The following is a 19,704-nucleotide window of genomic DNA, read 5'->3' as shown; positions in this document are numbered from 1 at the left end:
GAGGAGAAGACGATGTCTTTGCTACTGTCTTTACTTGCTGTTGCTTTGACCGCAGCACCTTGGTTATGTCTTGGCCTGGTGCTGGCTGGTTTGATTAAAGCCTGGTTGCCTGAAACAGCGTTAAAGCGCTGGCTCGGAGGGCAGGGATGGCTGAGTTTGGGCCGGGCTGCCTTGATTGGCCTACCCTTGCCCCTGTGCTCCTGCGGTGCGATTCCTACGGCACTGGCCTTGCATCGAGGTGGAGCCGGTCGTGGACCCACCACCGCTTTTATGGTCAGCACACCAAGTGTCGGTATCGATTCGTTGCTGCTGTCCTATGCGTTGCTGGGGCCGGTTTTTGCACTGGCGCGCGTGATTGGTGCGATCACCACCGCGATTCTCACTGGGCGCTTAGTTAGCTGGACTTCAGAGCAGCAGCCTAGGGTGCAGGCGGCGACCTGCTGTGCTGGTCATGCTGAGGAACAAGAGGCTGCGCCTAGGTCATCCTGGCGTCAAACACAGACTGGCTTGCGCTATGCATGGAGTAATCTTTTGGACGATATCAGTGGCTGGATGTTTGCTGGTCTTTTGTTAGCGGGTGTCTTGATGACCTGGTTGCCACCTGCCTTGTTGGCCGATCAGGGCCAGGGTCTTTGGGTGCTGGTGTTGATGGCCTTGATCGGTATTCCGCTTTATATCTGTGCTGCTGCCGCGACACCGATTGCGGCGGCCTTGCTGGTGGCCGGCCTTTCTCCGGGAGCGGTACTGGTCTTTTTGCTGGCTGGCCCTGTGACCAGTCTGGCGACTCTGGCGATTTTAAAACGTGAGTTGGGCTGGGCCGGTCTGGGTATGTATGGGCTGGGTGTGCTGGCGATCAGTGTGGCGCTGGGCTGGGGGTTTGATCTGCTGCTGAATCGGGCGGGCTGGGATGGGGTGCAGTCGCTGAGCTCAGCCCAGGAACTGCTGCCCCTTTGGTTAGAAGCCATCGCCTTGTTGTGCTTAGTCTTCTTTGCTCTGCGTCCGCTAAGGCGTCGCGTGCTGGGCTGGTAAGGTTGGGTAAGGTTGGGTGAGCTTGGCTAGAACTGATAGCTGAACGACACGCGGAGGTTGCGCGGTGTGCCCCACCAGGCTTGGCTATAAAACCCAACCTGATCATAGTATTCCTTGTCCAGCAGGTTGTTCAGGTTCATCTGCATACTGAAGTCTGGCGTGAAATCATAACGCGCCATCAGATCCACCACAGCATAGCTGCCTTGAGTGACGCGCGTTGTGCCAGCAGGCCCACGCGTATCTCGGTAGATGCCGCTCTGCCAGTTCATCCCACCCCCGAGGCGTAGGGCGCGCCAGTCACCGTCAAACTGGTAGCTGGTAAACAGCTTGGCTTGCTGACGAGGATGGCTGGTATTCATACGACGGCCATCTGCGCTGGTTGGATTGGCCAGTGTGAAGCTGGCATTCATGTTCCAGCCAGGCGCGAGGCGACCTGTCAGCTCGGCTTCAAAACCGGCGACTGTTGCACCGTGAGTGGCACGATAGGCTTGGGTGTCTGGTCGGCCGTTCACTGTTTCACCTGGGATCGCCTGGCCGAGGCCATCTTGGGTGCTGCGGAAAAGAGCCACACTCATGTCCAGCTGATCGGCCAAGGTTGCTTTGAGTCCCACTTCATAGTTGCGGCCAGTGATGGGGTCTAAAAGAGAGCCGTCTGTGGAGCGCAGATTTTGCGTTTGGAAGATTTCGGTATAGCTCGCATAACCACTCAAGGCTGGATTAAAGTCGTAAATCAGACCCGCATAAGGCGTTATTTCGCCGTTATAGGAGTATTGGCGCGCATCACCAAAGTAGACCTGATCCAGATCCCAGTGGGTGAGGCGTGCACCGATGATCAGATGCAAGGGGTCGGTCAGTGAAAACCTAGCCACCCCATAGGCACCACTTTGTACTAACTCACTGTCATCCACGCTGGCGCGTACGCCCCATTCTGGCTCTGCAACCGCTTGACCTTGGCCATCTCGGTAAGCCCCGATGCTGGGTGCCGCGCCTGCTGGTGTGGCGAGACGCATGTCGAGCTTGTCCTGCATCCGTACCAACCCGAAGGCGGCTTCATGTTCGCGTCCGAGAAAGGCGAAGGGTCCCTGTGCGGTGAAGTGGACATCCTGACGGCTGCGATCGCCTCGGTAATCGGCGAAATAGGCCGACATGCCTTCACCTGTATTGCGATCAGGAAAGCCACTGCGAAAGAGGTAGGTCAGGCCATAGTTGCCCTCGTCATAGCTATAGGCGGCCCTGAGTTGCCAATCATTGGCAAGAAAGTGATGGAGATCGATGAAAGCACGGGTGGTTTCATTGTAGAAAACAGACCAGTCGGTGTTATTCGATGCAGAACGACCAAAATCGGTTCGGCTGCCATCGGCATAGAACATGGGAAAACCAGCGCCCGCACCATCAGTCTGATTATGTTGATATTCCACGCCCAAGCTCAGGTTGGTCTGGGGTGTCAGCTGTGAATTGAGCACGGCATAGTAGGTGGATTTATTGTGGCTCATATTGTCGACATGGGTGTCGCGCTCATCGTGTACCGCAATGAAACGTACAGCGGTTCTTCCTGCGCTATCCAGTGGTGTTGAGACATCCACCACACCACGTCGTTGATCCCAGCGTCCCAGATCACCACTGACCCGCGCCGTGAATTCAGGCAGAGGCTTTTTGCGGATGTAGTTGACACTGGCAGAAGGATCGCCTGTTCCTGTCAACAAGCCAGTGGCACCACGGATGACTTCGATCCGATCATAGATGGCGCTATCCCAGTCTGTATCCCCAAAGTTCCAATAGCTCTGAATCGGCGTCAGCAGTCCATCGAACTGATAGGTGCTGATTGAGTAGCCCCGCGCAGAGTAGTTGAAGCGGTTGCTGTCATTACGGTTCATCGAGATGCCTGGAGCCTGATGCAGAATTTCGCCGCTGGTGCCCAAGGCTTGATCGCGGATCTGCTGGTGGGTAATTACACTCACGGCCTGAGGCGTGTCCTTGATCGACAGCGGGAGGCTGGTGGCTGTTGTGCTGGCCCCTGCGGCATAGCTATCGCGCTGTTCGGAATCTGCCGATAATTGACGCTCTCGAATGATCAGTGTGTCCAGCTCTTGGCCGTTATCCTGTGCAACAACAGGCAGGCTGAATAGGAACGGAAGGGTCAGTAAACCAAGTCGGCTCGCCCGACGTGAGGTGAGTAAGTCAAATAACATGCGCTTTTTCTCCAGGATGACAAACCAAAGCCAGCAAATAAGAGGCATTATTATTTGCTATAAAGGTTTGTTTGAGCTATGCCAGGCGATTAGATAGCTATGAAGTAAGCGAACTAGCGCACCAGTGAACTGGGCGCGACACCAAAATGCTTGCGAAACGCAGTGGTAAAATTAGTGGCGTGGCTGTAGCCGGTGAAGTGAGCGGCCTGCTGGACGCTAAAGCCTTGCATTAAATAATGGTGGGCCATTTGCAAGCGTTGCTGTTTCAGAAAGTTGAACAGGGTCTGCCCATAATAAGCCTTGAATTTGTTACGCAGGCTGCTGGGGCTCATCGCCGCTAACTGGGCCAGCTCACTGAGGCTATAGTCCTTCTGCGGGTGAGTAGTGATCAGCTCATGGATCTGTTCAAGGCGCAGGCGCTCTTGAGGCAGCAGGCGAGTTTTGCAGGATGTAGAGGGTTCTTCTGTTAATCCTTGAGAGAGCAGCTGTAGGCCCATGCCTTCAAGATAGAGCTTGGCCAGCTGCATATCCTTGCGAAAAAACAATAAGCCTTGGTACAGGTGTAGGGGGAGCTTCCAGGTCAACCACCAGTTGCCGCTGCGCAGCGGAATGCCCAGCTCGTCCAGGGCGCTGTGATTGAGGCTGAGACTCAGGACTTTCAGATTTTGCTCTGATGACTGAAAGGCATCAAACTGCACGCCTTGTTCGAGGCTGAGGGTTAAGGCCATCTGTTCTGAGAGCAGGATGGATTCGCCACCGAGCCTGAACCTGACCTGCCCTTGCAGCACAATAATCATGTTCAGCGGGCGAGGATTCAGCGAGCTGGATTCATAAGGTGCGATGACCCGCACATTGGAGTAGACCAGCTGCATGCCCGGACGCACTTTGAGTTCTTCCACCTGACCCTGCAAGATGCTGCCTGAACCGCTGAGGTCAGGAAAGCGGTAATCCAGAGCATAACGCTGACCAAAATCCAGCAGGTCATGATGCGTAAACAGGCGCGTTTCACAGGACTCTTGAGAATAACAAGCTGACATCGATGAGTTGGCATCCATTGGCTGGAGTATGAAGGCATTTAAAATGCATATTTTTCCAGTAAATGAACCTAGACTCAAGTGAAAAGTATTCTCATTAGATTTTGTGTTCTGCTTGTCCCCAGGATGTCTGTCGTTGTTGAAGGCGTGGAATCAGCATCGGGCAGCCAGCTTCTGGATCTTGAATAATACGCGCTTCAAGATCAAAGACCTCTTGGAACAGGGCTTCGCTGATCAATTGATCTGGCGCTCCCTGAGCCCGTAACTGCCCAGCTCGCATCAGAATCAGATGGTCTGCATAGCGCAGTGCCTGATTAATATCATGGAGCACCATCACCAGCGTTCTGCCTTTTTGTTGCAGCGTTTTGCAAAAGTCCATGACCGATAGCTGGGCTCTGATATCCAAAAAAGAGGTAGGTTCATCCAGCAGCAGCACTTCACTTTGTTGGGCCAGAATCAACGCCAGCCAGACACGCTGTTGTTGACCGCCAGATAAGCTCGCAACAGGGCGTTGGGCCATCTCTATTAATCCAGTCGCCAAGAGTGCCTCAGTGACGGCTCGCTCATCTTCTTGCGACCACTGCTGCCATAAACTTTGATGTGGATAGCGGCCACGGCTGACCAGCTCTTGCACCAGTATTCCATCAGGCAACTCAGGTTTTTGCACCAGCAGAGCCAGCTGGCGTGCTCTGGCTTTGGGTGACATGGTGCTCAGCGCCTGCCCATCTAAAAACACCTGTCCTTGGCCGGGTGGGAGCACATGGCAGAGCATTTTCAGTAGGCTGGATTTACCACAGCCATTGGTGCCTAGAATCACCGTCAGCTGTCCGCGTGGAATACGGATATCCAATCCAGCGATCACCGTGTTCCCGGCATAGTCCAGCTGGAGTCCTTGTCCTTGCAGCATGTCATCCGAGGCGTGTTCAGCAATCACGAGTATCTCCAGAAAAGGTTGATAAAAAGGCTTGATGGGGCGGGTGCATCTTCAGTGAGTCAGGGATGATGGCTTGCGTTTGAACATCTGGCCTAGCAGCAGGAGCGTCAGATAGTTGCCACCCAGCATGGCCGTTAACACCCCCACAGGAAGACGTTGTTGGCCGGGTAAAAGCAGTGTCAGCGTATCCGCGCCCAGCAGCAGCAAGGCACCGATCACCCCTGAGCGCAGCAAGGCCAGTTGCTGGTTTTTCCAGCGTGCTAAATGCGGGGCGACAAGCGCGATAAAGCTCACCGGACCGGCACAGAGCACCGCCCCCAAAGCGAGCAGGCTAGCGAACAGGATGGCCGTGAGCTGCGTCTGGCGCAAAGGCAGGCCAAGGCTGATGGAGGTCTCTGGCCCCAGCGTCAACAAGTTGAGTCGGCGGCTCAATAACAAAAGTCCAGGCACCGCTACGGCCAGCGTGAGGGCAATCCAGCTCACCTGCTGCCAGTCTCGATGCGCCAGACTGCCAGAGAGGTAGCCAAGCAGCTGTTGGGCCTGCTCACGTTGCACCAGAGTGAGGGTGAACTGGATGATGGCGATGGCCAGTGCATTGACGGCAATCCCCATCACAATCAGCCGGTTCGAAAACTCGCCTCTGTTGCCGAGTCCAGGCAACAGCAGCACCAGCACCAGCAGCGTGCCGCACAAGGCTCCCCAAGCAAGTGGCAGGCTGGGCAAAAATAACAAGCATAAAACGGCTCCTGCACTGGCACCGGCATTGATACCGATGATATCGGGACTGCCTAAAGCGTTGCGGCTCAGGCTTTGGAAGACGGCTCCGGCGATGCCTAATGCTGCACCTGCACCTAGTGCCGTCAGCGCACGCGGGAGGCGAGATTGCCAGAGAAGCCAGTGTTCGTAGGCCTCCGCCTGACCTGCCAGTGCCTGAAGCAGGCGCGCTGGAGAGAGGCCCGATTCACCAAGAGTCAGGCTGAGCAGTAAACAGCCGAGCAGCCCCAAAAAACCGAAGAGGCTGGTGTGTAACGCCGCTTTGGATGGGGCCAGGATCGTGATGGGGCCGCAGCTCCAGAGAGGAAAACGGGGTGTCATGATACGCGGCCTCGCTCAGTGTTGCCTCGGCGTGCAATCAGATACAGAAAAGGCGCACCCAGCGCGGCAATCATGATGCCCGTTAACAGCTCTCGGGGCGGCAGCAGTGTTCGACTGAATAAATCAGCCATCAACACCAAAAGAGCACCGATCAACCCAGCGCCGAGCAACAACAGGCGCAATGAACAAGGAAACCAGGCCCGAGCGAGGTGTCCCGCAGCCAAGCCTACAAAAGCCAAAGGGCCGACAACGGCTGTAGCGGCAGCACACAAGAGCGTGGCGCAGAGCCAAGCGATGGCCGAGTGGCGCTGCAGATTGGCACCCAGCGATAAGGCCGTGTTGCGATCCAGGAGCAGCAGATCCAGACTGGGCGACATCAGCCATAGCACAAGAGCCGCTGGAATCAGATAAGGCCATAAAGCGGAGACCTCCACCCAGCCGAGTCCAGCGAGCGAACCGGCCATCCAATAGCGAAAACCATCAAAGAGTTGCGGGTTCAGCATCACCCTTGCCTGCACATAGGCACCTAAGACGGCACTGATGGCCGCACCGGCGAGGAGGAGCCGTGTTGGGTTAGGCGCTTGACCATCCGATTGCTGCAGGCGTGATAGCAGATAGACACCAGCACTGGCGAGCAATGCGCCAGGTAAAGCCTGCCAAAATACCCCCCATTCAGCCGCAAGAGGCAAGAGACTGAGCGTGACGAGGGAAGCACTGGCTCCTGCGTTGACCCCCAGTAAGCCTGGGTCTGCCAAGGGATTACGGCAGAGGGTCTGCATGATGATGCCAGCGATGGCCAGCGCTATGCCTGCCAGCAGCCCACAGATGACACGCGGCAGACGCGCTTGTAAAACCAGCAGCTCATGGCTGCCATCCGGTGGGGAGAAGAGATGCATCAGCCAGTGTGGGGCAAGCCAGTGAGCCCCGCCGAGCAGGTTGGCGATCAGCAGCAGTCCCAGCAAGGCCAGCAGCCCACCCAGTTTAAGGTGCACAGGGGTGTGTCTCATCTTATTGCGCCTCATCTGTTGTTGGCAGCAGGATCTGATTCAGTTGGGTGACGATCTCAGCCAGGCTCCAGCGCAGGCTCAGTAGGCTGCCATAGGAGCTGGCCATGATCAGTGCTGGATCGGTCATAGCGAGATAGCGCCCTTCCTGTATGGCCGGTAGGCGTTGGATTAAGGGCAGCGATTCAACCTGATGGCGGCTCTGTTCGGAGCTGTACCAGCTGATCAAAAGATCGGCCTGATCCAGCTGATGGCTGTGCTCCAGCCCAAGCAGAGCGGCAAAGTGGCCAAAGCTGGCAGATCGATTGGCAAAGGCAGGGAGATCAACAAAACCCAGAGCATGGAGCACATCAACACGCGGATCACCACGCACATAGACAGACAAGTTGCCAACGCGACTGGCGGCATTGATATAGGCCAGAGAGCGTCCCGCAAAATGTGGGTTAGCTTGAGCATAGGCGGCCAGCAAGGCCTCGCGTTCAGCCAGCAGCGCCTCTCCTCGCTCAGGCTGGCCCAGCGCTGTGGCAATCAAGCGCACCTGATCTTCAACAGGCGTCAGCCAAGGGCGATCGGGATAGCCAATCACCGGCGCTAACTGGCTCAGCTGCTGATAAGTCTCACGCGTCAATCCAGATTGAGGCGCTAGAATCAAATCAGGCCTTAAAGCCAGCAGTCGCTCGACATCCAGCTCTGGATAGCTGCTGATGATTTCTGGCAGTGGCTGGCCTTGGGCTTCAAGTTCAGCACGAAACCAGGGCAAATAGCCTTGTTGATCGCCGCCCCAGTAGTGAGGTTCGATGGCAAGCGGCACCACACCCAGTTGCAGCGTCCAGTCTTCTGCCGCCGCGCCCAGTGTGACCACCCGCTCTGGGCGCTGAGCGATCCAGGCCTCACCATGCGCGGTACGAATCACCACCGGAAAATGGGCATCCTGCTGCGGTGCTAAAGAAGGTGCGGCCTGTGAAGAAGGCTCAGCAACCAAAGGCATGGGTGGCCAATCTGGCCGGATCAGCCACAAGAGCAAGAGCAGAGGTAAAAAGAGCAGTGGCAAGAAAAGCCGCAAGAGGCGTCCAACCTGCTGAAGTCGTGTCTTAGAACGCACCACGCTGCCTCCAGATGCGAAAAAGAAAAACACTGCCAGCCCCCGCGCTTAGATGGCCCAACCCGAGAGTGAGGCCGAGTTCAACGCCCCAGATCCAGATGGCTGCAGCCAGCCCAACCAATAGGCTGAACCAACCTAGCCAGAAGAGCGTCGGCTTGCGCGATCGAGGTGCTTGGTGTTGCTGGCGTGCCAAGAGTTGGAAGCCCAGCAAAGCTAGCAGGAAGACCAGTAGATGCGTGATCATGCTGTGCGCTGCCTGAAAGCCAGTTTGAACATCAGCAGGGCCAAGCTAAGACAGATCAGATCAACACTGATAAATAACCAGTCGCTATGCAGCAGGCTGGTGATCAACCCCTTGTCTGTGGTGACCATATTGATCAGCGGCAGACCCAGCAGCAAGCCGCCAGCCAGTCCAAGCTGCTCGCGCCAACCCGCTTTCAGTGGGCGCAGGCACCCATGAAGGCACATGGCCGCCCAAACTAAAAACAAGCCGTGGATTTCCCACTCAGATCTGCCCGGCCAGCTGGCTGACAGCAGCCGGTTGAGCCAGAAAAAGGCCACCAGCGCAATAGGAAAGCCAACCAAGGTGGCCAGATTCAGCCGATCAACCAGCCAGAGCCCAAACACAGAATGCCCCTGCTTGTGTCGTCTTTTGACGGACCAAAGCAGCAGCCCCGAGGCCAGCATGCCGCAGCCAGCCACACCCAACAGAGCGTAAAGCCAGCGAGTCGGCCAATCGGCAAAACGCCCTAGATGGAGCCCCAGCAGCACGCCATAGGTTGAATAGATGGGGTTGGAAGCCTTCTCGCGTAATGCAACACCGGAGACAGCATCAAATACCAGAAAAGGAGGATGCCCAGTGACACCCAGCCGATCCGGTTGATCATACTGAGCCAGCAGGATGACCTTGGCATTGCGATCACCTGGATGAGACAGCAGAACTCGCCCGACCTCAGCCCCTTGCCAGCGCTGCTGGGCTTGTTCCAGCAATGGAGAGAGATCCGTGAGCGCGGCCTGTTCGCCAGAGCGTGATTCTGACGGCAAGAAAGCAAAAATCTCACTCAGCAATTCTAAGCGTTCAGCTGGCTCAGGAAAGGCGCGCTCCATGCCCCAAGGAATATACAGCACCATCAAGGTGACCAAGCCTGTGTAGGTGATCATCAGATGAAAAGGCAGCGCCAGTACGGAAAAACCATTGTGCGCATCAAGCCAAGACCTTTGCCCTTTAGCTGGCCGAAAGGTAAAAAAGTCCTTCACAATCTTTTTATGGGTGATGATGCCGCTGATCAAGGCCAGCAGCATCAACATGGAAGCGATGCCCACCAGATAGCGAGCAAAAACCACAGGCAGGTAATGCAGCTGAAAGTGAAAGCGGTAGAAAAAATCACCGCCTCGTGTGGCCCTGACCAGAACCTCTTCGCCACTGGTGGGATCAAGCCAAGCCTGCCCTTGATTGAGACGTCCACGCCAGTTGAGAGAAATGAGTGGATCGCGTGCGCTCGGGAGCTGGATCAGCCAGTGATCAGCCTCCTGGGCTTGCTGCTCAAGAAATGTCAGGGCTTGTTCTACCCAGTGTGCTGGCGGGTGGTTTTCCACGAATGACGGCCGCTCAGGCTGCATCCACAGCGTGATTTCCTGGCGGAAAAAGCTCAGTGTGCCGGTTAAGAAGATCACAAACAGCAGCCAGCCCAGCAGCAAGCCTGTCCAGCGGTGAAGTTGTGCCATGCGTTGGCGAACATGAGTGCCCAGAGGCGCAATCACCCGCTTGTCTCCTGACTGAAATACAACAGCAAGAGCCCTAGAGGCAGTAATCCCCAGCAGGCGGTGTAAAGGTTTTTGGCAAGAAACACCCCGATCACTGTTGCCGCAAAGACAGCAAAACCGGCCAGTGTACCCAGCATCACGGCCTGCTCAGGGGGAAGAGGCAGTGCCAGCACCGCCAGACTGCTCCAGCGTGTGAAAGCATAGGCACTGAGGAAGGCCACCAGTGTTCTCAACACTGGCTCGGGATAAAATCGAACCTTGCTAGACATGACTTTTCTCTGGATGATCGGCCAGCACAGCGGCCGCGAGATCAATAAGATGGCCACAGAAGGGCGCGAGGCAGCCAGTTTAACCAAGTTAGGCCATCAAGGGAGCAGAAGTGGGCTTTCTCTGGCAGGATGCATAGCTATTCAATCAGCTTGAATAGCTATTTGAGTCTTGTTGATTCTCGATGCTGATCTGTTGGCCTTCACGTATCAATCTGGCTTAACAGGCTGGTTCGTTACTCCGTGACTGATTAAGGGGCAGGCGTTTAAAAGAGTTGGTTGTCTGAGTTGTCAATCAAAGTTATGCAGGGTGTATGTGATGATACTTGGCCTAGTGGTGCCTCAGGCTCTAGGTGTTTTGCTGGATGGTCGGTTTTTCCACTGTAAGGGCTGACTATAAACTCTCTCACAGCCAATAGACTCATCGATAAGTCAAGGGGCTGTACGGTCCGGTAGAATGGGTGCAAGAACTTCAGATCAGTGCAAGAAAGCTAAATGAATGCTACAGCCAAGGCTGTTGAGCCACTATTCAAGCTGATACCCTTACTCACATTAGCGTGAATATACTTCCCGCACTTCGGAAACTGTATAGGAATAACCATGGCCATTAAGAAAAACGAACTCTATTCCTCCCTTTGGTCCAGTTGTGACGAGCTGCGCGGAGGAATGGATGCCAGTCAGTATAAAGATTATGTCCTGACCCTCTTATTTATGAAGTATGTATCAGACAAATACAAAGGCGACCCCTACGGCATGATTCTGGTGCCGCCCGGTGCCAGCTATGACGATATGGTGGCGCTGAAGGGCGATAAGGAAATCGGTGACAAGATCAACAAAATCATCAGCGCCCTGGCTGAAGAAAACGATCTCAAAGGCGTGATTGACGTAGCGGACTTCAATGATGAAGAACGCCTGGGCAAGGGCAAGGAGATGATTGATCGCCTGTCCAAGCTGGTGGGTATTTTTGAAGGCATGGATCTGACATCCAACCGTGCGGATGGGGATGATCTGCTGGGTGATGCCTATGAATACCTGATGCGCCACTTTGCCACCGAATCGGGTAAGTCCAAAGGGCAGTTCTATACGCCTTCGGAAGTCTCACGTATTCTGTCCAAAGTCATTGGTATCAGTGATAAAACGCCCCAGGATGCCACCGTCTATGATCCCACCTGTGGATCGGGTTCGCTACTCCTAAAAGCCAGTGATGAAGCGCCTCGTGGTTTGAGTATTTTTGGTCAGGAGATGGACAACGCGACCAGCGCCTTGGCGCGTATGAATATGATCCTGCACAACAATGCCACGGCCAAAATCTGGAAAGGCAACACCCTTGCAGATCCTCAATGGAAGGAAGCCACCACTCATGGAAAAGCCCAGCTCAAAACTTTTGACTTTGCCGTCGCCAACCCACCCTTTTCCAACAAAAACTGGACTAGTGGCATCAACCCTGCTGAAGATGAGTTTGATCGTTTCACCTGGGGCATCCCACCAGAAAAGAACGGCGATTACACCTTCCTGCTGCACATCATCAAAAGCCTGAAAAGCACCGGCAAGGGTGCCGTCATCCTGCCGCATGGCGTGCTGTTTCGTGGCAATGCCGAAGCCCGCATCCGCGAAAACCTGATCAAGCAGGGTTATATTCAAGGCATCATTGGCCTGCCTGCCAACCTCTTTTATGGTACTGGCATTCCCGCCTGCATTATCGTGATCGACAAGGATCGATCAGTTTATCGTGACAGCATTTTCATGGTCGACGCCAGCAAAGGCTTTATGAAAGACGGCAACAAAAACCGCCTGCGCAGCCAGGATATCCACAAAATTGTGGATGTGTTTACCAAACAGTTAGAACTGCCGCGTTACAGCCGTAAAGTGCCTTTTACTGAAATTGCTGCCAACGACTATAACCTCAACATTCCGCGTTATATTGATTCCAGTGAACCAGAAGATCTGCACGATCTCAGCGCCCATTTGCAAGGCGGCATCCCCAATGCGGATATTGAAGCGCTGAACAACTATTGGCAGGTCTTTGCCAGCCTGCGCAGCTGCTTGTTCGAACCGGCACGACCCAGTTACAGCCAAGCGCGGATCAAAGCATCCGAAGTGAAAGCCACCATTTTGCAGCATGAAGAGTTCAAAACCTTTGCCGCCCAAAGCCTGATCCCCTTCACCCAATGGAAAGAACGAGCACAACTCAAAACGATTCAGCTGGGTGAACAGCCCAAAGCCATTATTCACCGCATCAGTGAGGACCTGCTGGAAAGCTACGCCCAATCCGCCTTGCTGAGCAAATATGACATCTACCAAATCCTGATGGACTACTGGGCCGAGGTGATGCAAGACGATGTGTATGTATTGGTTCAGGATGGTTGGCAAGCAGGGCGTGTTTTACGCGAGCTGACGGCTAATAAAGGCGAGAAGCTCAAAGAAACCCCCGACCTTGTCATTGGCAAGAGCAAGTACAAAGCAGAATTGATACCACCTGTGCTGATCGCAGAGCGCTTTTTCAGTAGCCAGTTGCGGCAGATTGAACAGTTACAGGCCAATCTCGACAGCGCCACACAAGAACTGGAAAGCTTTGTTGAGGAACACAGTGGTGAAGAAGGGCTGCTATGCGAGGCACTGAACGATAAAGACAAAGTGACCGCCGCCTCGGTGAAAGCCCGCCTAAAACTGGCCGCCGATGTAGAAGAGCGCAAAGTATTGCAGCAATGCAGCAAGCTGATGGATGCAGAAAGCCATGCTAAAAAAGCCCTGAAAACCGCGCAGGATGAACTTGATCTGGCCATCTTCAAGCATTACAGCACCCTAGATGAAGAAGATATCAAAGTGCTGCTGGTGGACGACAAATGGCTGGCCACGCTGCAAAGCAATATCGTCGCTGAAATCGAACGCGTTACCCAGCAATTGGCTAACCGCGTCAAAGAACTGGAAGAACGCTACAGCGAACCCCTGCCGGCCATCACCCAGTCAGTCGAGAATTTAAGTGACAAGGTTGCAGGGCACCTTAAAGCCATGGGATTGGAGTGGGCGGAATGAGTGAGCTCAACACTCTTGGGTTTAGCCAGCTGGTGGAAGCCATCACCCATCAGATAGAGCAGGCACGGGGTCAGGTGCGCCAGGCGGTTAACACGGCGATGGTGCAAAGCTACTGGGAAATTGGTCGCCTGATTGTCGAGCAGGAACAGCAGGGCGAAAGCCGTGCGGCCTACGGCAAGCAGCAGTTGCAGCAGCTTTCTAAGCAACTGACAGAACGCTTGGGTAAAGGTTTTGATGTGACTAATCTTCGCCATATGAGAGCGTTTTATCAGGCGTTTCCAATTCAAGAGACAGTGTCTCTCGAATTGAGTTGGTCGCATTACATACGCCTGAGTCGCATTGAAGCTCCCGCTGCGCGGCAATGGTATCAACAAGAGGCCATTACACAAAACTGGAGTGTGCGGGCACTGGAGCGCCAAATCAGCACCCTCTACTACGAGCGCCTGTTAGCCAGCAAAGAGAAAGTAGCGGTTGAACATGAAGCCCAAGCCAAGACCCAGCCACTTGTGGAAAGTGCCAAAGACTACCTGCGCGATCCCTATATTCTCGACTTTTTAAACCTGCAAGATCAAACCTACCAGGAAACAGAGCTGGAAGAGGCCATCATCAGCAACCTGCAGCAATTCCTATTGGAATTGGGCAAGGGCTTTGCTTTTGTTGAACGCCAGCAGCGTATCCGCTTTGAGGATGAGGACTTTTACATTGATTTGGTGTTCTACAACTTCAAGCTCAAGTGTTTTTTACTGGTGGATCTAAAACTGGGCAAACTCAAGCATCAGGACATTGGCCAGATGGATACCTATGTGCGCCTCTATGACGAGCAACGCAAAGGTGATGACGACAACCCCACCATAGGGTTGGTGCTGTGCAGCGAAAAAAGCGAAGCCGTGGTGAAGTACTCGGTACTGGCTGATCAAAAGCAACTGTTTGCGGCCAAATACCTGCCTTACCTGCCCACTGAAGAAGAGCTGAAACGGGAACTGGAGCGCGAGCGCGAACAGGCCTTGGCGCAACTGCAACAGCAGGAGTTAAGAGATGAGTAACCAGGTTGCAGAAGTGAGTGCAAAATATCTTTCGGAAGCGGCCAAGAATGCTGTGCCGGTTGGGTATAAGCAAACGGAAGTGGGGATGATACCGGAAGATTGGGGGGTTTGTGAGCTGGAGGAGGTCATTACTCTTCAGCGTGGTTTTGATTTACCTAACCGCTTACGTCAACCAGGTACTATACCAATAGTGTCTTCTTCTGGTGTAACTGGATTTCACAACAAAGCAATGATTAAAGCGCCGGGGATTGTCACTGGCCGATATGGAACAATTGGTCAGATATTCTACCTTCGAGAAAGCTTTTGGCCTCTGAATACTACCCTCTACGTCAGCGAGTTCAAAAAGGTCTCCCCTGAGTATGCATATCACCTTTTGAAAACAGTAGATTTTGAATCCCACAGCGGGAAAAGCGGTGTTCCAGGTGTTAACAGGAATGATGTTTATCAAGAACGAATTTGTGTTCCATCGGCTAAAGAACAAACCGCCATCGCTAATGCGCTATCCGATGTCGATGCGCTGATCAGCGAGCTGGAAAAACTGATCGCCAAAAAACAGGCCATCAAAACCGCCACCATGCAACAACTCCTCACCGGCCGCACCCGCCTGCCACAGTTTGCCTTGCGTGAAGATGGCACACCCAAAGGCACTAAGCCAAGTGAGTTGGGGGAAATCCCGGAGGATTGGGTGGTAAAGAAAATTGGTGATTTTACGGACTGTACTGCTGGAGGAACTCCAAGTACTTCAATATCTGGATACTGGGGCGGAACTCACCCTTGGATGAGTTCTGGTGAATTACATCTTAAACGAGTGTTTGATGTTGCTGAACGAATAACTGACTCTGGATTGGCGAATAGCAGCACAAAATATGTCCCTGTTGATTCAGTCTTAATCGGTTTGGCTGGGCAAGGCAAGACAAGAGGAACAGTCGCAATAGCGAGAATATCTCTTTGTACTAATCAGTCGATTGCATCAGTATTTCCGTCAGAAAGTCATTCGACAGATTATTTGTTTTACAATCTTGATAATCGCTATGAAGAGTTGCGTGGCCTATCGACTGGAGATGGTGGGCGTGGAGGATTGAATCTAACCATTATTAGAAATTTATCACTACCATATCCTGATATAGAAGAACAAACCGCCATCGCCACTATCCTCTCGGACATGGACGCAGAGATTCAGGCACTGGAGCAACGCCTTGGCAAAACCCGCCAAATCAAACAAGGCATGATGCAAGAGCTGCTGACGGGTAAAACACGCTTGGTGCAACCGCTAAATAAGGAGTCACAACATGGCTGACCAACAGCAAAGTTATAAAAAAGCTCGCTTTTTTAAATGTGCGTTGCAGGTTAATCCAGCGGGTTATATCCAATACCGTGGCCAACAACAGAGCTTGGCTGAGTCCGACTATAACCAGCAGTTGTTAAATGCTGCACTGGAGGCGGGCATTGAGATTATCGGCTTGGCTGACCATGGCTCAGTGGATGGTGTTGACTCGATCCGAGCCTTATTTAACCAACATGGTATCGTGGTATTTCCCGGTTTTGAGATTGCTTCAAGCGAAAAAATACATTTTGTCTGTTTGTTTGATGAGAGCAAATCGTCGCAAGAGCTTGAGCGAATTTTGGGCAGTTTAAGACTATTAGATCCTCAGGATGGTGTTTGCCCTTCGAGGTTAAGTGCTGAGCAGTTAATTGATGAAGTGAATCAGCAAGGTGGCTTTATCTTCGCGGCACACTGTACCAATGACAATGGTTTGCTCAAAATTGGTCAGATGAATCATGTATGGCAACACCCAGCTCTTTTGGCTGCGCAAATACCGGGGGCGATTGAAGACTTACGCGGGGTTGAGAGTGACTTTTACCGCAAAGTTTTCCTGAACAAAGAGCCGAATTATAAGCGTGAACGGGAAATGGCGGCTATCAATGCTGCGGACGTTGCAAAGCCAGAAGACATTAAATCACCGGGTGCTTCCTGTTTAATTAAGATGACCAAGCCTTGTTTTGCCTCCTTTAAACAGGCTTTTTTGGATGCAGGCTCAAGGGTTCGTTTGAATTCCGATAAGCCGGAAAACTATGCTTCTGCCATCGAACGTATTCGCTTTGTTGGCGGTTATTTGGATGGTGTTGATATTGAATTGTCTGATCATCTTAACGCCGTTATTGGTGGCCGTGGTACGGGCAAATCAACCTTGTTGGAGTGTATTCGCTACGCATTCGCGTTGGAGCCTAAGACGCAAAACGCGTTAAAGCAGCATAAGAGTGTGATTGATACCAACCTTGGTAAAGAGCGGGGGTTGGTTGAAATTACGCTGCGCTCAGCCGTACTGCATGGCCGAAAATTCACCGTGAGTCGAAAATATGGTAATCAACCCGTAGTGGTAGATGATCAAGGCAATGTGTCACCGTACCACCCCACCGATCTGCTGCCGGGCATCGAGCTTTACGGACAAAATGAAATCTATGAAATGACCCGCGATGAGCATAGCCGTAATCAACTCATAGAACGCTTTTTGGAAGGGGAGCACGAGCAATTTGATGCCGATATTGCCAAGGTGCTGGCAAAAATGAAAGAAAATCGAGAATCCATCAAGCGTGCCCTGAGCCAGAAAGACGATGTTGAAGCAGAGGTGGAGCGCTTGCCCAAGCTGTTGGATCAAGCTAAGCAGTATCAAGCATTAGGGATTGAAGAGAAGCTGAAAATTATTCCTAAGCTGGAAAAAGAAAAGCAGTTGAAAGCGCGCGTTGATGAAGATGTGACTCACGTAAAAGACGCCATTGAAGCCCTTAAAGACAGCTTGCCTGATACTGTTTTTTTAAGTGATAGCGCATTGGATGGCTTGCCGCATGCTGATTTATTTAGGCAGCAGCGCGTGGTGTTGGACGCCTTAAAAACAGGTGTACAGCACGCGTTAGGGCAGCTAGAACAGCTTGCTTTGAACGCAGATACTCAGTTGGTACCGCTTAAGCAGACGTTATTGGAAAGGCAGCAGACTGAAGAGCAGAATTTAGAAAAAGCCTTTAAAGATATTCCTGCAAGCCAAGGAAAAACGGGGCGTCAAATTGGTGCAGAGTATCAGACGCTGCTGAAGCAGATTGAGCAGATCAAACCCAAGCAAACCACGTTGCAACATCGCCAAGCGCAAATTGACGAATTGTACGGCCAACGCAAAAAGCTATTGTTGGAGTTGGATCAACATACGAGTGCCAGAGCGACCAGTATCTTGAAGTCAGTCAAACGCTTAACGCGAAAGCTGGAGCAAAAAGTTCGGCTTACCTTGCAGCCAGAAGGGAACCGCCAAGCGTTTGTTGATTTTCTTAGCGAATGCAGTTTAGAGGGCGTAGGGCCTAAGCGCTTGGCTTGGGTGTTGGATGGCGATTTTTCACCCAGTAATCTCGCAGCCACCATTCGCCAGGGAGAAACAGAATTAGCCCAGAACTTTGGCGTCACAGGTACGGTTATTACCGCCTTAACCCGATTGCCAGAAATAAAGCTCTTAGAGCTGGAAGAGTTGCAACTGCCCGATACGATGGCCATTGAACTGAATGTGACCCATGGCGAGCGAGAGGCGGTATTTCGTCCTATTGATGACTTGTCTACGGGACAGCAATGTACCGCTGTTCTGCATCTTTTGCTTTTGGATAATCAAGACCCTTTAATTTTGGATCAACCGGAAGACAATTTGGATAACGCATTTATTGCCGAACGTATTGTCGCAGAACTTCGCAGAGCAAAACTAAGCCGCCAATTTCTGTTTGCCACACATAATGCCAATATTCCCGTATTCGGTGATGCAGAATGGATAGGTGTGTTAAGTGTTGAAGATAACAAAGGGATGATTTTGCCAGAGCAGCAAGGGGCTATTGATGTACCCAAAGTTCAAGAGCTGGCAGCCGATATTTTGGAAGGTGGCAAAAGTGCGTTCAATCAGCGCCGTGAGAAATACGGTTTTAATTGAGCACTTGTACCCCTTGGGAGAAAAGCATGTTAAAAACAGAATTATTAGAAATTATTGCCAATGGTGAAAACTCAGGTATTGAGTTTAAGCGGGACGATATTCGCCCTGAACAACTGGCAAAAGAAGTGGTGGCTATGGCCAACTTTCAAGGTGGAAGAGTTCTACTTGGCGTCGAAGATGATGGGGTAATCAGCGGTATCCAAAGGGGTGATCTCGAAGAATGGGTGATGAATGTTTTTCAGAACAAAATCCATCCTATGATTTTGCCTTTTTATGAAGAGGTAAAGTTGGACGATGACAAAACCGTGGCGGTTGTGAGCTTCCCTATTGGTATCTCAAAGCCTTATGTCGTTCGTCACAGCGGAAAAGAAGAAATCTACATTCGTGTAGGAACAACGTCCAGGCTGGCTACTAGAGAGCAGCAAATGCGGTTGTTTGAATTGGGCGGCATGTTACACACTGAAGTCATGCCCGTTCCTCGCACAGATATCAGTTGTTTGGATGATGCGCGGCTGATGAATTATGTTCGGGATATCTTGCGTGATCCAGATGTGCCGCAGTCTCCAGAAGAGTGGCAGGCAAGGCTTCTCGGGCTTGGGTTTTTAACGGAAGCGGCAGGTAACATTTGCTGCACCATTGCAGGACTGGTGCTCTTTGGCAAAAGCCCGCGCCGTTACTTAAAGCAAGCTGGATTAAGAGTGATGGCATTTACTGGCGATGATAAGGAATACCAAGCCGCGCTGGATGACATTATTGATGGCCCAATGGTTGGTCGTTGGGATCTTGATAATGGTGATAAGCGCCTGGTTGATGGTGGCGTTATTGAGCGCTTTATGGAAGCGATGACACCCTTTATATCTCAGGAATCTGGTGAGGTAGATGCAGGGCTGAGGCGGGAAACACAGTGGTTTTATCCTCTTGAGGCTGTTCGGGAGGCGCTGATTAATGCACTGGCGCATCGTGATTGGACGCGATTTGTTGAGATTGAAGTGTCTGGATACTCGAATCGTCTTGAAGTGATTAGCCCAGGGGCTTTGCCTAATTCAATGACGGTGGAAAAAATGAAAGCTGGTCAGCGCTCGCCGAGGAATACCATTGTTATGGAAGTTTTACGTGATTATGGCTATGTCGATTATCGCGGCATGGGCGTAAGAACAAAAATTGTGCCTCTAACCAAAGCACTCACCGGTAAAGAGCCAGAGTTTGATTTAACCGATGATCATTTAAAAACTGTTTTATATCGTTAGCCAAGGAT

General features: G+C 52.4%; 15 protein-coding genes. 6 read left to right on the top strand and 9 right to left on the bottom strand.

The features are described 5' to 3' along the window. Window positions 1-12 precede the first annotated feature (12 nt). Window positions 13-1,029, top strand: coding sequence for an SO_0444 family Cu/Zn efflux transporter (locus V6U78_RS03210; RefSeq protein WP_405337140.1), 1,017 nt, complete (start codon window positions 13-15; stop codon window positions 1,027-1,029). A 26-nt stretch (window positions 1,030-1,055) separates the two neighbouring features. On the opposite strand, the gene V6U78_RS03205 is transcribed toward V6U78_RS03210, so the two are convergent. The 9 genes from V6U78_RS03205 to V6U78_RS03165 all read right to left on the bottom strand — a co-directional run bounded on the left by V6U78_RS03205 (window position 1,056) and on the right by V6U78_RS03165 (window position 10,420). Beyond that, window positions 1,056-3,218 carry a TonB-dependent siderophore receptor gene (locus V6U78_RS03205; RefSeq protein ID WP_405337138.1) on the bottom strand — a complete coding sequence of 721 codons (2,163 nt, stop codon included), beginning with the start codon at window positions 3,216-3,218 and terminating at the stop codon, window positions 1,056-1,058. Between the two features lie 113 nt (window positions 3,219-3,331). Then, window positions 3,332-4,255 (bottom strand): helix-turn-helix transcriptional regulator, encoded by a 924-nt coding sequence (locus tag V6U78_RS03200; RefSeq protein ID WP_405337136.1) that lies wholly within the window; start codon window positions 4,253-4,255, stop codon window positions 3,332-3,334. A gap of 94 nt (window positions 4,256-4,349) precedes the next feature. Then, window positions 4,350-5,186, bottom strand: a complete 837-nt coding sequence (locus V6U78_RS03195) for an ABC transporter ATP-binding protein (RefSeq protein WP_405337134.1) — start codon at window positions 5,184-5,186, stop codon at window positions 4,350-4,352. A 51-nt stretch (window positions 5,187-5,237) separates the two neighbouring features. Continuing rightward, window positions 5,238-6,281 (bottom strand): FecCD family ABC transporter permease, encoded by a 1,044-nt coding sequence (locus tag V6U78_RS03190; protein ID WP_405337132.1) that lies wholly within the window; start codon window positions 6,279-6,281, stop codon window positions 5,238-5,240. After that, window positions 6,278-7,288 carry a FecCD family ABC transporter permease gene (locus V6U78_RS03185; protein ID WP_405337130.1) on the bottom strand — a complete coding sequence of 337 codons (1,011 nt, stop codon included), beginning with the start codon at window positions 7,286-7,288 and terminating at the stop codon, window positions 6,278-6,280. The genes V6U78_RS03190 and V6U78_RS03185 overlap by 4 nt, the downstream gene beginning before the upstream one ends. Before the next feature lies 1 nt (window position 7,289). Then, complete coding sequence (locus V6U78_RS03180) at window positions 7,290-8,390, bottom strand: iron-siderophore ABC transporter substrate-binding protein (protein ID WP_405337128.1); 1,101 nt, start codon at window positions 8,388-8,390, stop codon at window positions 7,290-7,292. Beyond that, window positions 8,377-8,631 (bottom strand): hypothetical protein, encoded by a 255-nt coding sequence (locus V6U78_RS03175; RefSeq protein WP_405337126.1) that lies wholly within the window; start codon window positions 8,629-8,631, stop codon window positions 8,377-8,379. Before V6U78_RS03175 ends, V6U78_RS03180 begins: the two co-directional genes overlap by 14 nt. Further along, complete coding sequence (locus tag V6U78_RS03170; RefSeq protein ID WP_405337124.1) at window positions 8,628-10,148, bottom strand: PepSY-associated TM helix domain-containing protein; 1,521 nt, start codon at window positions 10,146-10,148, stop codon at window positions 8,628-8,630. The genes V6U78_RS03175 and V6U78_RS03170 overlap by 4 nt, the downstream gene beginning before the upstream one ends. Beyond that, window positions 10,145-10,420, bottom strand: a complete 276-nt coding sequence (locus V6U78_RS03165) for a hypothetical protein (RefSeq protein ID WP_405337122.1) — start codon at window positions 10,418-10,420, stop codon at window positions 10,145-10,147. The genes V6U78_RS03170 and V6U78_RS03165 overlap by 4 nt, the downstream gene beginning before the upstream one ends. A gap of 597 nt (window positions 10,421-11,017) precedes the next feature. Here V6U78_RS03165 and V6U78_RS03160 point away from each other — a divergent pair. The 5 genes from V6U78_RS03160 to V6U78_RS03140 are packed head-to-tail and all read left to right on the top strand — an operon-like array spanning window position 11,018 to window position 19,696. Beyond that, window positions 11,018-13,450, top strand: coding sequence for a type I restriction-modification system subunit M (locus tag V6U78_RS03160; protein WP_405337120.1), 2,433 nt, complete (start codon window positions 11,018-11,020; stop codon window positions 13,448-13,450). Continuing rightward, window positions 13,447-14,493 carry a PDDEXK nuclease domain-containing protein gene (locus V6U78_RS03155; RefSeq protein ID WP_405337118.1) on the top strand — a complete coding sequence of 349 codons (1,047 nt, stop codon included), beginning with the start codon at window positions 13,447-13,449 and terminating at the stop codon, window positions 14,491-14,493. Before V6U78_RS03160 ends, V6U78_RS03155 begins: the two co-directional genes overlap by 4 nt. Further along, window positions 14,486-15,790 (top strand): restriction endonuclease subunit S, encoded by a 1,305-nt coding sequence (locus V6U78_RS03150; RefSeq protein WP_405337116.1) that lies wholly within the window; start codon window positions 14,486-14,488, stop codon window positions 15,788-15,790. Before V6U78_RS03155 ends, V6U78_RS03150 begins: the two co-directional genes overlap by 8 nt. Next, entirely contained in the window at window positions 15,783-18,449 is a 2,667-nt protein-coding gene (locus tag V6U78_RS03145) for a TrlF family AAA-like ATPase (RefSeq protein WP_405337114.1), read from the top strand. The genes V6U78_RS03150 and V6U78_RS03145 overlap by 8 nt, the downstream gene beginning before the upstream one ends. 26 nt (window positions 18,450-18,475) lie before the next feature. Then, a complete protein-coding gene (locus V6U78_RS03140) occupies window positions 18,476-19,696 on the top strand; it encodes an RNA-binding domain-containing protein (RefSeq protein WP_405337112.1) in 1,221 nt (406 codons plus the stop codon). Window positions 19,697-19,704 lie beyond the last annotated feature (8 nt).

The sequence above is a fragment of the Marinospirillum alkalitolerans genome (assembly GCF_045055655.1).
GTDB lineage: Bacteria > Pseudomonadota > Gammaproteobacteria > Pseudomonadales > Halomonadaceae > Marinospirillum > Marinospirillum alkalitolerans.
Note: the sequence above shows the minus strand (reverse complement) of the source record. Positions and strands in the feature narration are given on the sequence as shown.

Coding starts and splice junctions, on each gene's coding strand:
- V6U78_RS03210 (WP_405337140.1), top strand. CDS start 13: ATGTCTTTGCTACTGTCTTTACTTGCTGTTGCTTTGACCGCAGCACCT.
- V6U78_RS03205 (WP_405337138.1), bottom strand. CDS start 3,218: ATGTTATTTGACTTACTCACCTCACGTCGGGCGAGCCGACTTGGTTTA.
- V6U78_RS03200 (WP_405337136.1), bottom strand. CDS start 4,255: ATGTCAGCTTGTTATTCTCAAGAGTCCTGTGAAACGCGCCTGTTTACG.
- V6U78_RS03190 (WP_405337132.1), bottom strand. CDS start 6,281: ATGACACCCCGTTTTCCTCTCTGGAGCTGCGGCCCCATCACGATCCTG.
- V6U78_RS03185 (WP_405337130.1), bottom strand. CDS start 7,288: ATGAGACACACCCCTGTGCACCTTAAACTGGGTGGGCTGCTGGCCTTG.
- V6U78_RS03175 (WP_405337126.1), bottom strand. CDS start 8,631: ATGATCACGCATCTACTGGTCTTCCTGCTAGCTTTGCTGGGCTTCCAA.
- V6U78_RS03165 (WP_405337122.1), bottom strand. CDS start 10,420: ATGTCTAGCAAGGTTCGATTTTATCCCGAGCCAGTGTTGAGAACACTG.
- V6U78_RS03160 (WP_405337120.1), top strand. CDS start 11,018: ATGGCCATTAAGAAAAACGAACTCTATTCCTCCCTTTGGTCCAGTTGT.
- V6U78_RS03155 (WP_405337118.1), top strand. CDS start 13,447: ATGAGTGAGCTCAACACTCTTGGGTTTAGCCAGCTGGTGGAAGCCATC.
- V6U78_RS03150 (WP_405337116.1), top strand. CDS start 14,486: ATGAGTAACCAGGTTGCAGAAGTGAGTGCAAAATATCTTTCGGAAGCG.
- V6U78_RS03145 (WP_405337114.1), top strand. CDS start 15,783: ATGGCTGACCAACAGCAAAGTTATAAAAAAGCTCGCTTTTTTAAATGT.
- V6U78_RS03140 (WP_405337112.1), top strand. CDS start 18,476: ATGTTAAAAACAGAATTATTAGAAATTATTGCCAATGGTGAAAACTCA.